The sequence below is a fragment of the Frondihabitans sucicola genome (assembly GCF_030296615.1).
Lineage (GTDB): Bacteria > Actinomycetota > Actinomycetes > Actinomycetales > Microbacteriaceae > Frondihabitans > Frondihabitans sucicola.
The window spans coordinates 1393327-1407489 of record NZ_AP027732.1 but is presented as its reverse complement, the minus strand read 5'-3'; the positions used below and the strand labels follow the sequence as shown (position 1 = coordinate 1407489).

The window sequence follows — 14163 nt, the reverse complement described above, 5'->3', positions numbered from 1 at the left end:
CGGACCTCCCTCGTGGCTGCCGATGAGAGGCAGCCCTGTGTGTGCGCACCACCCGTGGCGAGGGGGCACACACCCTAGAGAACGCCCTCCGACCAGGCATCGGGGTTTCCGAAGCGATGCGCGGTGACGGTGACCGCCTGTTCGCGGAGGAACGGGAGCAGCTCCAAGCGGGGCGAGGGAGTGACGGGGGCCGCGAACACGGCAACGGACGGATCGCCTCCGAGTGCGATAGCAAGCTGCCCGCGCGCTTCCGCGGGGCCGACGAGGCGAACTCGCGACGTCGTCAGCTCGCCCCGCGACGCGGAGGCGAGGAAGTCGGCGTCGGAAGCCTGCGTGACACTCGCGGAACCCAGCGCCGCGCGCACACCCGCAGACAGACCGATCGCCGAGCTGACGGTCAGTGGCGCCCCGGCGCGAAGGCCGGCGGCGAGCACTCGGAGAAGCTCGACCGGCGAGCCGCCCTCGGCCAGGCGCACCGTGACGGGCACGGGCCGGTACCGGAACACGTTGCGCTCGAGGCCCACCTGCGAAACGTCGATCGAGCGGCCGAAGGAGGCGGACCAGGCCGCTTCGTCGGCCGCGGCGATGGCTGCGAGCGCTCCCGAGGATCCTGCGCCGTCGTGCGCCGCGGCGATCAGACGGGAGACGGGCGCAGACACCGCGCCGGTCGAGGTGGGGGTCACGGGCGACGGCGCCCAGGATCCGAGGTGGACCAGATAGTTCGGTCCGCCGGCTTTGCCACCGGCGCCGACGGCCGACCGCTTCCAGCCGCCGAACGGCTGGCGGCGCACGATCGCGCCGGTAATGCCGCGGTTGACGTACAGGTTTCCGGCTTCGACGCGCTCGAGCCAAGTCTCGAGCTCCGACGGATCGAGCGTGTGCAGGCCCGCCGTGAGGCCGAAGTCGGTCGCATTCTGCAGGTCGATGGCCTCGTCGAGCGTTGCGGCCGTCAGGATGCCGAGCACCGGGCCGAAGTACTCGACGCGGTGGAACTCGCTCCCGGGCTCGACACCGGTGCGGATGCCGGGCGACCAGAAGCGGCCCGTGTCGTCGAGACGGCGCGGCTTCACGAGCCAGGACTCCCCGGGGCCAGCTGCGTCAGAGCGCCCAGGAGCTTCCCGGACGCCGGCTCGATCAGCGGACCCATCTGCGTCGCGGGGTCGGACGGCAGCCCCACGCGCATCGTCGACGCCGCGTCGATGAGCTGGCGACGGAAGCGCTCGGACGTGGCGACCGAGCCGACCAGGATCACGAGACTGGCGGCGGAGCACTTCTGCCCCGCGTGACCGAAGGCCGACTTGATCACATCGGACACCGCGAGATCGAGGTCGGCGCTCGGCGTGACGATAATCGCGTTCTTGCCGCTCGTCTCGGCCAACAGCTCGAGGTCGGGTCGCCACGAGCGGAACAGCTCGGCCGTCTCGAACGCGCCGGTCAGGATCACCCGGTCGACCGACGGGTGCGACACGAGCCGCCTGCCGAGGTCTCCTCGTCGACGTCGACGAGGCGCAGCACCTCGCGGGGAACGCCGGCAGCCCAGAGCGCCTCGGCCAGAACCGCGCCGCAGCGCTTGGCCTGGCCGGCCGGCTTCAGCACCACGCTCGATCCTGCGGCGAGCGCCGCCGCGGTCGAGCCCAGCGGGATCGCGAGCGGGAAGTTCCACGGCGGCGCGATCACCGTCAGCGTCGACGGCACGAAGGTCGCTCCGTCGACGACATCGAGCTCTTCGGCGAGCGTGGCGTAGTAGTTCGCGAAGTCGATCGCCTCACTCACTTCGACGTCGCCCTCGGCAAGGGTCTTGCCGGTCTCCGAAGCGGCGACCTCGATCAGCTGCGCGCGACGCGAGGCCAGCTCGGCGGCCGCGCGTCGCAGGATCACGGCCCGGCCGGCTCCCCCGAGATCGGCCCAGGCGGGTGCGGCGGCGACGGCGCCTGCCACGACCGCCTCGAGGCCGTCGACCTCGGTGATCGCGGCCGCTTCGATGGTGGCGCTGCCGAGGGTGGACGAGGGGACGGCCCGCAGGATCCTGCGCCCCCATTCCCGGTTCGTGGCGAGCGCCGGGTCGGTGTCCGGCGTGTTCTCGAACCCGCCCGCGCGGGGGACCGGCTGCTCGGCGAGCCTCGACTGCACGCGATGCGCCGCCGGAGTCTCGGGCGTCACCGCCTCGAGGGCGTCGACGAACCGCCGCTTCTCTCGGAGGAAGAGCTCTTCGTCGGACGCGAGTTCGAAGACGGCCGACATGAAGTTGTCGTGCGAGGCGTTCTCTTCGAGGCGGCGGATCAGGTAGCTGATGGCGACGTCGAACTCGCGCGGGTGGACCACCGGGGTGTACAGCAAAAGCCCGCCCACCGCTTCTTTGACGAGTTCTGCCTGCCCCTCGGCCATACCGAGCAGCATCTCGAACTCGACGCGGTCGGCCACGCCGCGCCTCTCGGAGAGGAGATGCGCGAACGCAATGTCGAAGAGGTTGTGGCCGGCGACGCCGAGACGGACCGCGCTGGTGCGCTCCGGCGTCATCGCCCAGGAGAGCAGGCGCTTGTAGTTGGTGTCGCTCTCGACCTTGGAGTCGTAGGTGGCCAGCGGCCAGCCGTGGACGGCCGAGTCGACGTGCTCCATGGCGAGGTTGGCCCCTTTGACGACCCGCACCTTGACCGGGGCGCCTCCGCCGGCCACTCGGGCGGCCGCCCAGGCGTTCACGCGCTGGATCGCTCCGAGCGCGTCGGGCAGGTACGTCTGCAGCACGATGCCGGCCTCGAGCGACGTCAGCTGCGGCTGGTCGAGCACCCTCGTGAAGACGGCGAGCGTCAGGTCGAGGTCGCGGTACTCCTCCATGTCGAGGTTGATGAATTTGGGCGTCGCCGAGGCCGCGGCGATCTCGTACAGCGGCGTGAGCTTCGACACGACCCGCTCGACCGTCTCGTCGAACGCCCACATCGAGAGCTGGCTGACGATCGACGACACCTTGATCGAGACGTAGTCGACGTCGTCACGTTCGAGCAGCGATCTCGTGCCGGTCAGGCGGTGGTCGGCCTCGGCGTCGCCGAGCACGGCCTCGCCGAGCAGGTTGAGGTTGAGGCGGGTGCCGTCCCGCTTGAGAGCGGCGATGCTCTTGCCGAGAGCCGCCGGGCGGGAGTCGACGATGAGATGACCGACCATTCCGCGCAGGACCCGACGGGCCACGGGCACGACGAGACCGGGCAGGATCGGCGCGAGCCGCCCGCCGATGCGCACCCCGGCCCGCAGGTACCAGGGGAGGAACGCCGGGGCTTTCGTGGCGAGGAGCGCGAGGTCGTGCGCCGCGACCCGCAGGTCTTCGGGGCGGACCACTCGGTCGACGAAGCCGATGGTGAAGGCGAGCCCGGACTCGTCTTCGAGCACCTGGGCGAGAAGGGCGGCCGAGCCGGTGCTCGGCGTCGAACCCGCCTGACGAGCCCAGCTCCGGGCCAGCGCGACGGCTTCGTCGGCCAGCCCGGCAGGAATGCCGGGCTTGGTCGCGGACAGGGGGCGCTGCTCGCCGGGAGTCGTCGGCTCGGACGGGATCGTCGGCTGGGCGGAGTCAATGTTTGCCACGCGGAAAGATTATTCCGATTACTTGCCGGATGGCAAGGAGATAAAACGACGTGTGCACCAGGGGGAAAAACCTTCCCCCGGCGACTGAGATGGTGATATATTAGCCGCCACACTCGGCCGCCGAAAGCAGAGAGGCACTCCATGGCGATCATCGAAGCGCGCGGTCTGACCAAGCGTTACCGCTCCAAGTCCGGTCCCGTCAAAGCACTCGACGGCCTCGACCTCTCCGTCCCGCAGGGCACCGTGAAGGCGCTGCTCGGGCCCAACGGCGCCGGTAAGACCACGACGGTGAAGGTTCTCACCACGCTGACCCGCCCCGATGAGGGCAGCGCGAGCATCGCCGGCATCGACGTCCTCGCCGATCCCAAGGCGACTCGACGCATCATCGGCGTCTCCGGGCAGTACGCCGCCGTCGATGAAAACCTGACCGGCTTCGAGAACCTCGACATGATCGGTCGGCTCTACCACCTCGGTCGCATCGAGTCGCAGCGGCGGGCGCACGAGCTGATCGACATGTTCGACCTGACCGCCGCGGGCGATCGCCCGGTGAAGGGCTTCTCCGGCGGGATGCGCCGGCGAATCGACCTCGCCGGTGCCCTCGTCACCGACCCCGAGGTGCTGTTCCTCGACGAGCCCACCACCGGCCTCGATCCTCGCTCCCGGCTGTCGCTCTGGGCGATCATCACCGACCTCGTCGCGAACGGAACGACGGTGCTGCTCACCACGCAGTACCTGGAGGAGGCCGACCAGCTCGCCGACGACATCTCGGTCATCGACGACGGTCGCGTCATAGCCGAGGGCACCTCCGACCAGCTCAAGCAGCAGGTCGGCGGCCACCGCGTGGTCGTCTCGCTGATCGAGGCCGACGATCGCGAAGCGGCGGCGCGAATCCTGCTCCGTCACGGCGATTCCGAGCCCGTCGTGTCGAGCGACGGCCGCACCATCGACGTCGGCGTCACCGACGGTCCGCTCGCCCTCCAGGGGTGCTCGGCGAACTCGGAACGGCCAACATCGAGCTCCACGACGCAGGGATGAGGCGCCCGACCCTCGACGACGTCTTCCTGAAGCTCACGGGTCGGAGTACCGAGATCGACGAACCGGACGACGACGCCGTCGCCGTAAAAGGGCGAAGCGCGAAGAAACGACAGAGAGAGAAGGACCTCGCATGACCACGCTCGCGGCCCCTACCCGCTCTCGCTCCGCGACCGGCACCTCCCTGACAAGCTGGTTCTCCGACGGCTGGGCCGTCACGAAGCGAAACCTGATCAAGATCAAACGCTCGCCCGACATGCTGATCTTCGCCGTCCTGCAGCCGATCATGTTCGTGCTGCTGTTCAGCCAGGTGTACGGCGGCGCGATCAGCGTCAAGGGCACCGACTACACGCAGTTCCTGATGGCGGGCATCTTCGCGCAGACGGTCGTCTTCGGTGCCACCTTCTCGGGCTCCGCCATGGCGCAAGACCTGAAGAACGGAATCATCGACCGCTTCCGCACGCTCCCCATGTCGTCCTCCGCCGTGCTGATCGGCCGGACGAACTCCGACCTCGTCCTCAACGGCATCTCGATGGTCATCATGATGGCGACGGGGTTCGCCGTCGGTTGGCGCGTCACGTCATCGCCGATCGAGTTCCTCGCCGGGATCGCACTCCTGCTCCTGTTCAGCTACGCGTTCAGCTGGGTGATGGCGTTGCTCGGCATGAGCGTCAAGTCGCCGGAGACGATCAACAACGCGTCCTTCATGATCCTGTTCCCCTTGACGTTCGTGTCGAACGCCTTCGTGCCGAGCAACACGCTGCCGACCCCGCTCCGGATCTTCGCCGAGTGGAACCCCGTCTCGTCGCTCGTGCAGTCGGCCCGCAAACTGTTCGGCAACGAAGGAACAGCACCGGTGCCTGATGTCTGGACGCAGCAGCACTCCTACGCGACGGTGCTGATCGGGATCGCGATCATGCTCGTCGTGTTCGTGCCCTGGTGCATCCGACGGTACGAGTCGATCAGCTCGAGGTAGCCGAGACGAGCTCGTCCAGGGCGTCGAGCGGGACGGTGACGACCGTCGCGATCACGAGTCGCATCAACTCGGCGACGTGCACGGTGTCGCGGTCGTACAGCCACTGCACCTGAAGACCGTCCTGCACGGCCAGGACGACGCGCGCCGCCGTCTCCGCCGTGAAGCCCGGCGCGAGCAGCCCGTGCGCGGAGGCGACCTCGAGGTACGCCGTGGTCGAGGCGACGATGCGCTCGTAGAAGTCGGCGTAGTACTCGTGCGCCGGATGATCCGGAGACGTCGACTCCGCCGATGCGGTGTTGAACAGCTGGATCACGCCGGGCACCTCGACGTTGTACTCGGCCAGCTCGACCAGCTCGTCGAGCCGCATGCCACCGGGGTCGTCGAAGTGGCGGCGGAGACGCTCGTCGCGGCGGCGGAGCACCGCGAGGAGGAGCTCGTCCTTCGTCGGGAAGTAGTGCATCAGCGACTGGTGCGAAACGCCGCACTGCCTGGCGATCTCGCGCAGCGAAGCACCGTGGAATCCCGCCTGGCCGAAGACCGGAAGCGCCGCGTCGAGGATCGCCTCCCGCTTGGCGAGGCCTTTGGCGTAGTGGCCGGGCGCGCTGGTCTTCCGGCGGGATGCCGGCCCTGCATCGCCCGAGGTCGTGTCGGTGCTCACACCCCGACGATACGGGACGGGCGCGTGAGTAGGCTCTCGCTCGTGATCCTGCCGCCCCGAGGCACCCGTTCCCGATGAACTGGTCCCTGCTGCGTCTGGCCGCCTTCCGGTCCCTCTTCTTCGGCCGTCTGCTGTCCTGGATCGGAAGCGGACTCGGGCCTGTGGCGCTGGCCTTCGCCGCGATCGACCTGGGCGCCGGCGCGACGGGGCTCGGCATCGTCGTCGCCTGCCGCTCGGTGCCCAACCTCGTGCTGATCCTGTTCGGAGGGGCGCTGGCCGACCGCCTTCCCAAGCGGACGGTCGCCGTGGGCGCCTCCGTCCTGTCCGCGGCCTCGCTGGCCGCCGCAGCCGTCCTCCTCGCGACGTCGTCGGCCACGCTGCCGCTGCTCGGTGCAGTCGCTGCCGTGAACGGCGCGGGCGCCGCCTTCTTCGTGCCGGCGACGAGCGCCGTCCTGCGCGAGATCGTCGGCGATCGGCTGATCCGCGACGCGACCGTACTCGGCCGGGTGAGCATGAACATCGGGCTGATCGTCGGCACGGCGGTGGGCGGCGGGATCGTCCAGGCGTTCTCCCCGGAGATCGCCCTGGCCGTCGGCTCGCTGCTGTTCACCTGTGCCCTGGCGGCGTTCGCGGGTCTCCCCCGACGGGCCGTGGGCTCCGTGCGCGGCGGGCACGTCGCCCGAGACCTCGCCGGCGGTCTGGCGTTCGTCTGGCGGACGCACTGGCTGCTCGCCGTTCTGCTCCTGTCGTTGATCGCCCAGTTCGCCTTCGCGGGCGGCGTGCAGGTGCTCGGGCCGATCGCCGCCGACCACTCGTTCGGGCGCAGCCTCTGGGGCTTCGCGGGAGCGGTTCAGACCCTGGGCCTCGTGGTCGGCGCCGTCGTCGCCGGGCATCTCCGGGGGCGCGTCCGACTGGCGGTGGCCACGCTCGGAGTCCTCGGGATGGCCCTCCCGCTGGGCGTGCTGGCTCTCATCCTGAGCGTCGCGCCGTACATCGTCGACCCGCTGCACTGGTTCTTCTGGCTGAGCGTGGCGCTCTTCGGGGCCAGCATCGGACTCGAACTGTTCACGATTCCCGTAGATGTCGCGATCCAGCTCCAGGTGCCGCGCAGCTACCTGGCTCGGGTGTACGCCTGCTTGACTCTGGCGTCTCTGCTCGGGATGCCGCTCGGTGAGATCGTGGTGGGGCCGGTGGTCATGCTCGTCGGAGCGCCCTTCGCCCTGGTCGGCCTCGCGGGCCTCGTCGTCGTCGCGGTGACAGCGGTCGGGCTGAACGGCCGGGTGCGCCGGGTCGACCTGGAGGCGATCCCTCGGCAGCCGCGGCGGGAGCGCTGAGGCGCGGGCGCGAGCGGTCGCCGTCTCAGGCTCGGAGCGTCTCGATGGCCTTGTCGAGCCGCCGCTGACGCGTGTCGGCCGCTTTGGCCTGCTCGATCGGCTCGACGAGGGCGCGCTTGCGACTGTACGAGAGGGCGTGGAAGGCGGCGAGAAGCGCAGGATCCTGCCCCAGCAGGTCGGCGAGATCGGCCGGCGGCGCGATGTCCCGCGGCGCATCGTCGAGGCTGAGGGTCACGTCGACCTCATCGCCGGCAGCCAGTCCGGAGGCCTTGCGGTGGTCGGAGCTGAGCGGGACGAGGAACCGGCCGCCCATGACGCCGACCGTGCTGCGGTACGTGTAGTCGCCGACGGTCACGACGACCGCGGGCTTCTTGCCGGCGCCGAGCTCGTCGATGATCTCGGGCGGCACCTCGAGGCCCGTCGCGGTGGCCCTTGCCTGCAGGATGGCGGTGTGAAAGGTCGGCACGCGGCCATGCTAGGCGGCGCCGGCGACCCGGCGGAAGCCCCGAACCACCGGAATTCAGACCGAGAAGCCGCCGTCGCTCTTGATCAGCTGCCCGGAGATCCAGCCGCCCTCGGCGGAGAGCAGGAACCGCACGATGTTCGCGGCGTCCTGCGGAAGCCCGAGCGCACCGCTCGGCTGGAGGGCGGTCAGCGTCTCCCGGGTGGCGTCGTCCATCCAGCCCGTGTCGACCGGCCCCGGGTTGAGGGCGTTGGACGTGATGCGGAGGTGGCCGAGCTCGCGGGCGGCCGCGATGACGATGCGGTCGAGCGCGCCTTTGCTGGCTCCGTACGGCAGGTTGTGGACGACGTGGTCGCTGGTGAGGGCGACGATCCGGCCGCCACCGTCGGGGACCTGCTCGGCGAACGCCTTGATGAGCAGCCAGGCCGCCCGGACGTTGACGGCGAAGTGGCGGTCGAAGCTCTCGACAGTGGTGTCGAGGATGCTCGAGTCGACGCTCTGCGAGTGCGACAGCACGAGGCCCGACACAGGGCCCATCGCGCTCGCCACCTCGCCCACGAGCGAGGAGGCGGCGCTCGCGTCCGCGAGGTCGGCGACGAAGACGTCCGCTCGCCGGCCCAGCGCCTCGATCTCAGCGGCGAGGCTGGCGACGTCGTCCGGGCGGTCGCCCCACGACATGGTGCGGTCGTAGGCCGCCCAGGTCACGAGCGCGACGTCCCAGCCGTCTCTCGCCAGCGTGAGGGCGGTGGCTGCGGCGATGTTCTCGCGGCGACCGACGCCGGTGAGGAGGGCGACGGGGGCGGACGACTGCGTCATGAGCCCATTCTGTCGGATCGCCCGGTCAGCGGCCGCGGCCCCGCGATGGGCCGCCGCGCCCTTGCCGCGCTGCGGCCCGCGCGCCTGCGGTCTGCTCGCCGATTTCCCGCCGCCCTTCTCAGGGTTCTCCCGCGCGTTCTTCGCCGCCTTCTTCGCTTTGGCGCGCGCTGCCCGCGCCGACTTCGCATCGGCCGCGGCCGCCGCTCGGGCCTCTTCGGCGCTACGGGTCCTGGAGCTGTTGGCCGTGCGGCCGCGCACGACGCCGATGAAGTCGGAGACGTCGTCCGTCGTGCCGTCGGCCGGCCAGACCAGGGCGATGGTCGTGGTCGGCAGGTCGGTGACGGAGCGCGCGACGACTCCCTTCCGCGCGAAGAGGCGCGCCAGCGACTGCGGCATCACGGCCACGCCCGCTCCGGCCTCGACCACCTCGACGGCGGCCTCGAGCGCAAGGGAGTCGTCGAGGTCGAGGCGCGTCTCGCCCGCCAGATCGGCGAGCGCAACGTCGGCCTCGTCGGCCAGCGCGTGCTCCTTCGGCAGGACCACGACGGGCTGCTCCTCATAGAGCGGGATCGCGTGCAGACCCTCTGTCTCGATCGGGAGCCGGGCGAACACGACGTCGGCGGTGTCGTCACGGAGCCGAGCCGAGGGATCCTGCGCGTCGATCGGAACGATCAACAGAGGTCGCTCGGGGTGGCGCTCGTTCCAGACCCGCAGCCACTTGGTGAGAGTGACGCCCGGGACGTAGCCGACGCGGAAGACGTCGGCGGCGCTCGACCCGAGGTCGGTGGGTGCGTCGTGATCGCTGATGGGAGCCTCCTCCGCTCCCCAGAAGGGTAACGTCCCCGGGTGGCGGCGCAGGCCGACCCGTTAGCCTGGGCCAATGACCACCGAGAACAGCGACCAGCCGGACGCGCAGCGCGCGAAGCCGACCAAGACGTCGCAGACCATGAAGCCGTTCACCGCGGCGAAGAAACTCGGCATCCACCTGCCGGCCACCCCGCAGGAGTTCCAGGACACCCCGCTGACGCGTGACGCGTTCAACGACCTCGTGGCGACTCCGCCGGAGTGGCTCGTCGAGCTTCGCCGCACGGGCCCGCACCCTCGTCCCGAGGTCGCTCGCAAGCTCGGCGTCACCATCTCGGGCCTGGCTCGCGGGGGCGTCGAGGAGGCTCTCACGACCGCCGAGATCCAGGAGCTGCTCGAAGAGATGCCGACCTGGCTCTCCCAAGAGAGGTTCAACCTCGCGGCCGTTCGCGACGAAGAGCTGCGCGTCAAGGAGCGGAACGCCGAGCGAGCGGCGAAGCGAGCAGCCGAGGGCCGCTAGCCCGATCCCTGCTCGGGTCGCTCCGACGCGATCCTGCGCGTTCGCTCGGAGCGCGCTCCGTGTCCGCGCGCCCGGGCGAACCGAGGCGCAGACTTCCCCAGACAGGGAGGTCTCCTCATGAATCGCACCTATAAGGCCGTGGAGTACGACGAATACGGCGATGTCGACGTCCTTCACATCGCCGAGCACGAGATGCCGACGCCGGCGGGCGACGAAGTCCTCGTCGAGGTCGTGGCGGCCGGGCTCAACCACATCGAGAACTTCATCCGCAAAGGCGATTTCGTCAAGCGGCTGCCGCAGACGTTCCCGGCCCGACAGGGGTCCTGCTTCGCCGGGCTCGTCGTCAAGCGCGGGGACGGTGTCAAAGACCTCAAGGTCGGCGATGCCGTCATCGGGCACGCGGTGGGCGGCGGCTCGCACGCGACCCACCTGGTCGCGGCGAGGTCGCAGGTGGTCAAGAAGCCCGACAACATCCCGTGGGAGGTCGCCGGCGGTCTCTATCTCGCCGGGTGCACGGCGTACGCCACGGTCGACTCGCTCCGTCTCGACGAGACCGACTGCGTCGTGGTCTCCGCGGCCGCGGGCGGCGTCGGGAGCATCGAGTGCCAGCTCGCCCTTGCGGCGGGGGCGAAGGTCATCGGAACGTGCAGCCCGCCGAACCACGACTACCTCCGGTCGATCGGCGTGGTCCCGGTGACCTACGGCGACGGCATCGTGGACCGGATCCGTGCGGCGGCGGGTCGACCGATCACGGCGTTCATCGACAACTTCGGGGGCGACAACCCGAAGCGCGCCAAAGAACTGGGCGTGGCGAAGAAGTCGCTGCGGACGAGCGAGCAGCGGCTCGACACCGAGATCCGCTTCCTGACGGCCGGGCGCGACGATCCTGAACCCGCGCGCCTGATGTCGGCGCTGGTGACCCTGCTGACCGAGCAGAAGGTCCGCTTCCTGATCTCGGGCTTCTACCCGTTCGAGTACATCGCCCAGGCGTTCGACGACATGGCCGAGATGCATTCCCGAGGCAAGGTCGTCGTCGGCATGATGCCCGTCGAGACCGGTAACCGGTCGAGCTGGTATCTGTCCGGGAAGGCTCGCACTCTGCACGAGGTGCCGATGGAGCGCAAGACGCCGGTCTGGACGGGCAAGCAGCCCTACCGGGTGCCCTGAGGGTCAGCAGGGGGCGTCGGGCTCGCGCTCGACGCTGCCGCGCTCAGCGGCCGGTCGCGTCGGGCTCGCGCTCGACGCTGCCGCGCCAGGAGCCGGTCTCGAACCCGTTCGACTCGATCAGCTCCTTGAACTGCTCGAGGTCGCGGTCGATGGCGATGTCGTCGACCTGGAGGAGGGCGCCGACGTGCTCGAGGAAGCCCTCGGGCTGCCAGTCGAGCTGGACGGAGATGCGTGTCTGGTCGTCGCCGAGGCGGTGGAACGTCACGACCCCCGCGTGCAGATCGCCCTCGGTGCTCTTCCACGCGACGCGCTCGTCCGGTGACTGCTCCGTGATGACGGTGTCGAAGCGACGTTCCACACCCGCGATGCTGACCTCCCAGCGCGTGTGCGTGTCGTCGACTTGAGTGATGCTCTTCACGCTGTCCATGAACTGCGGGAACGAGACGAACTGGGTCCACTGGTTGTAGGCGACGCTGATGGGGACGTTCACGTCGACGTCGCTCTTCACGGTGGTCATGTCTGCCTGCTTTCGCTGGGTGTTCGCGGATCCTGCTGATCACCCACGCAACACCGGCGTCGCCGCCGCGTCCGCATCTCGCGGCTGGCGCCCAGGCGTGCACGTCGCCATGTCAACGTTGTCAGCACCTCTGACGAAGGCCCGGTACTGTAACGCCGTGAGTGTTTTCGCGCTAGCCATCGATGTCGGCGGGACGAAGGTCGAGGCCGCGCTGGTCGACGACCGCGGTGTCCTGCTCCCCTCCAGCCGTGATCGGCGACCCACCGGGCACGGTTCCTCGTCCGACGAGTTGGCCGAGGCCGTCCGCGCCGTCACGGCGCACGCCCTCGCCGCTCTGCCCGAGGGGGCGCGCGTCGCGGGCACCGGCATCGGCAGCGCCGGCCCGGTCGATCTGCACCACGGCACGGTCTCGCCGATCAATCTGCCGGCTTGGCGAGAGTTCCCGCTCCGCGAGCTGGTCGAGGGGCTCGTCGCCGAGACGATCCCCGACGCCGAGCCCGTCACGCTCCGGCTCGACGGTGTCAGCCTGGCCCTCGCCGAGCACTGGGTGGGAGCGACGCAGGGCGTCGACAACGCCCTGGCGATCACGGTCTCGACCGGGGTCGGCGGCGGTCTGATCGTGAACGGCCGCCTCCTCTCGGGCGGCACGGGCAACGCCGGTCACATCGGTCAGATCCAGATCGCTTCGCGCACGCCCGGCCAGACGTCGGAGTCGGTCACCCTCGAGGTGCTCGCCTCCGGCCCGCACACCGTCGCCTGGGCGCAGGATCAGGGCTGGTCGGGTACCCGGGGCGAAGACCTGGCCGCCGGATACGCAGCCGGCGACGACCTCGCGATCGCCGCCGTGAAGCGCTCGGCCACTGCCCTCGGGGAGGCGATCACCTCGGTGACGACGCTGCTCGACCTCGACGTCGTGGCCGTCGGCGGCGGATTCTCACGGGTCAGCCCCGACTACCTCGACCTCGTCCGCGCCGTCATCGACGAGGCCGCGTACAACACGTACGCGAAACGGATCCAGGTCGTCACATCGGGCCTCTCCGACGAGAGCCCGCTGATCGGCGCCGCGGCCCTCGTCCACCAGGCTCATCTGCTCGGCTGAGCCTTTGCACCACGAGCGTCGCCGAGCGAGGCATAGGCTTTAAGGACACCCAATGACGGCCGGCGCGCATCTCGCGTCCGGCCGTTCCGTCTGCCTGGAGGAACATCCATGTCCACCACCGTGTCCGCTCTCGTCACCCCCACCGCGGGTGCCCCCTTCGAACGTTCCACCGTCGAGCGCCGCGACGTCGGCCCCCACGACGTCCAGATCGACATCGCCTACGCCGGCATCTGCCACTCCGACATCCACCAGGCCCGCGAGGAGTGGGGCAGCGCGATCTTCCCCATGGTCCCCGGCCACGAGATCGCCGGCGTCGTCTCGTCGGTCGGCTCCGACGTCACCAAGCACCAGGTCGGCGACCGCGTCGGGATCGGCTGCTTCGTCGACTCCTGCCGCGAGTGCGAGAACTGCCTCGCCGGCGAGGAGCAGTTCTGCCTCAAGGGCATGGTCGCCACGTACAACGGGCGCCAGTACAGCGGTGAGAACACCCACGGTGGCTACAGCAAGCAGATCGTCGCGGACGAGAACTACGTCCTCTCGATCCCCGAGGGCATCTCCCTCGACGAGGCGGCGCCGCTCCTCTGCGCCGGAATCACCACCTACTCGCCGCTCAAGCACTGGGGCGCCGGACCCGGCAAGAAGGTCGCCGTCGTCGGAATGGGCGGGCTCGGCCACCTGGCCGTCAAGATCGCGCACGCCCTCGGCGCGGAGGTGACCGTCATCAGCCAGACGCTGTCCAAGCAGGAGGACGGCCTGAAGCTGGGCGCCGACCACTACTACGCGTCGAGCGATCCCGCGACGTTCACAGAGCTCCGCAACACCTTCGACCTGATCATCAACACGATCTCGGCCGACATGGACATCGACGCGTACGCCCGCACCCTCCGCCTCAACGGCACGATGGTGTTCGTCGGCCTCCCCGAGAACCCGCAGTCGTTCAAAGCGGGTTCGCTGATCGGGGGTCGCCGGAGCCTCGCCGGTTCGAACATCGGGGGCATCCGCGAGACGCAGGAGATGCTCGACTTCTGCGCCGAGCACGGGATCGGGGCCGAGATCGAGCTGCTCGACGCCACGGACCCCGCGACCATCGACGAGGCCTACGACCTCGTCGTCCGCAGCAAGGTGCGCTACCGCTTCGTGATCGACGCCGCCACGATCTAGGGTCTGACTCCCACGTCACGGAAGCGAGGACGGCCCCGCGCACCCT

At 69.8% G+C, this 14163-nt stretch carries 10 protein-coding genes and 2 pseudogenes; 7 read left to right on the top strand and 5 right to left on the bottom strand.

The annotated features are described in order from the left end of the window. Positions 1-74 precede the first annotated feature (74 nt). Positions 75-3501: pseudogene (locus tag QUE79_RS07390) on the bottom strand (proline dehydrogenase family protein). 210 nt (positions 3502-3711) lie between these two features. Here QUE79_RS07390 and QUE79_RS07385 point away from each other — a divergent pair. Together QUE79_RS07385 and QUE79_RS07380 are read left to right on the top strand one after the other, a co-directional pair. Next, positions 3712-4739 (top strand): annotated as a pseudogene (locus tag QUE79_RS07385) (ATP-binding cassette domain-containing protein). Further along, on the top strand, positions 4736-5578 hold the full coding sequence (locus QUE79_RS07380) for an ABC transporter permease (RefSeq protein WP_286346105.1): 843 nt from the start codon (positions 4736-4738) through the stop codon (positions 5576-5578). The pseudogene QUE79_RS07385 and the gene QUE79_RS07380 overlap by 4 nt, the downstream one beginning before the upstream one ends. Here QUE79_RS07380 and QUE79_RS07375 read toward each other — a convergent pair. After that, the gene (locus QUE79_RS07375; protein ID WP_286346104.1) at positions 5565-6236 is read right to left on the bottom strand and encodes a TetR/AcrR family transcriptional regulator; all 672 of its coding nucleotides are present in this window, start codon (positions 6234-6236) and stop codon (positions 5565-5567) included. The genes QUE79_RS07380 and QUE79_RS07375 overlap by 14 nt on opposite strands. A 74-nt stretch (positions 6237-6310) precedes the next feature. Here QUE79_RS07375 and QUE79_RS07370 point away from each other — a divergent pair, with 74 nt between their 5' ends. Then, positions 6311-7570 carry an MFS transporter gene (locus tag QUE79_RS07370; protein WP_286346103.1) on the top strand — a complete coding sequence of 420 codons (1260 nt, stop codon included), beginning with the start codon at positions 6311-6313 and terminating at the stop codon, positions 7568-7570. 25 nt (positions 7571-7595) lie between these two features. Here QUE79_RS07370 and QUE79_RS07365 read toward each other — a convergent pair whose 3' ends face one another. Together QUE79_RS07365 and QUE79_RS25330 are read right to left on the bottom strand one after the other, a co-directional pair. Continuing rightward, positions 7596-8036 (bottom strand): YdeI/OmpD-associated family protein, encoded by a 441-nt coding sequence (locus QUE79_RS07365; protein WP_286346102.1) that lies wholly within the window; start codon positions 8034-8036, stop codon positions 7596-7598. Positions 8037-8090: 54 nt separating this feature from the next. Next, the gene (locus tag QUE79_RS25330) at positions 8091-9656 is read right to left on the bottom strand and encodes an SDR family oxidoreductase (protein ID WP_350271748.1); all 1566 of its coding nucleotides are present in this window, start codon (positions 9654-9656) and stop codon (positions 8091-8093) included. 139 nt (positions 9657-9795) lie between these two features. Between QUE79_RS25330 and QUE79_RS07350 the strand changes: the two genes are divergently transcribed. Then, on the top strand, positions 9796-10173 hold the full coding sequence (locus QUE79_RS07350) for a DUF5997 family protein (protein WP_286346863.1): 378 nt from the start codon (positions 9796-9798) through the stop codon (positions 10171-10173). Positions 10174-10290: 117 nt separating this feature from the next. After that, positions 10291-11340: an NADP-dependent oxidoreductase gene (locus tag QUE79_RS07345; protein WP_286346101.1), complete on the top strand. Its 1050-nt coding sequence runs from the start codon at positions 10291-10293 to the stop codon at positions 11338-11340. Positions 11341-11383: 43 nt separating this feature from the next. On the opposite strand, the gene QUE79_RS07340 is transcribed toward QUE79_RS07345, so the two are convergent. Next, positions 11384-11857, bottom strand: a complete 474-nt coding sequence (locus QUE79_RS07340; RefSeq protein WP_286346100.1) for an SRPBCC family protein — start codon at positions 11855-11857, stop codon at positions 11384-11386. A 157-nt stretch (positions 11858-12014) separates the two neighbouring features. Here QUE79_RS07340 and QUE79_RS07335 point away from each other — a divergent pair, with 157 nt between their 5' ends. Together QUE79_RS07335 and QUE79_RS07330 are read left to right on the top strand one after the other, a co-directional pair. Continuing rightward, positions 12015-12956 carry an ROK family protein gene (locus QUE79_RS07335; RefSeq protein ID WP_286346099.1) on the top strand — a complete coding sequence of 314 codons (942 nt, stop codon included), beginning with the start codon at positions 12015-12017 and terminating at the stop codon, positions 12954-12956. 108 nt (positions 12957-13064) lie between these two features. After that, positions 13065-14117, top strand: a complete 1053-nt coding sequence (locus QUE79_RS07330; protein ID WP_286346098.1) for an NAD(P)-dependent alcohol dehydrogenase — start codon at positions 13065-13067, stop codon at positions 14115-14117. The last annotated feature ends 46 nt before the right edge of the window (positions 14118-14163 follow it).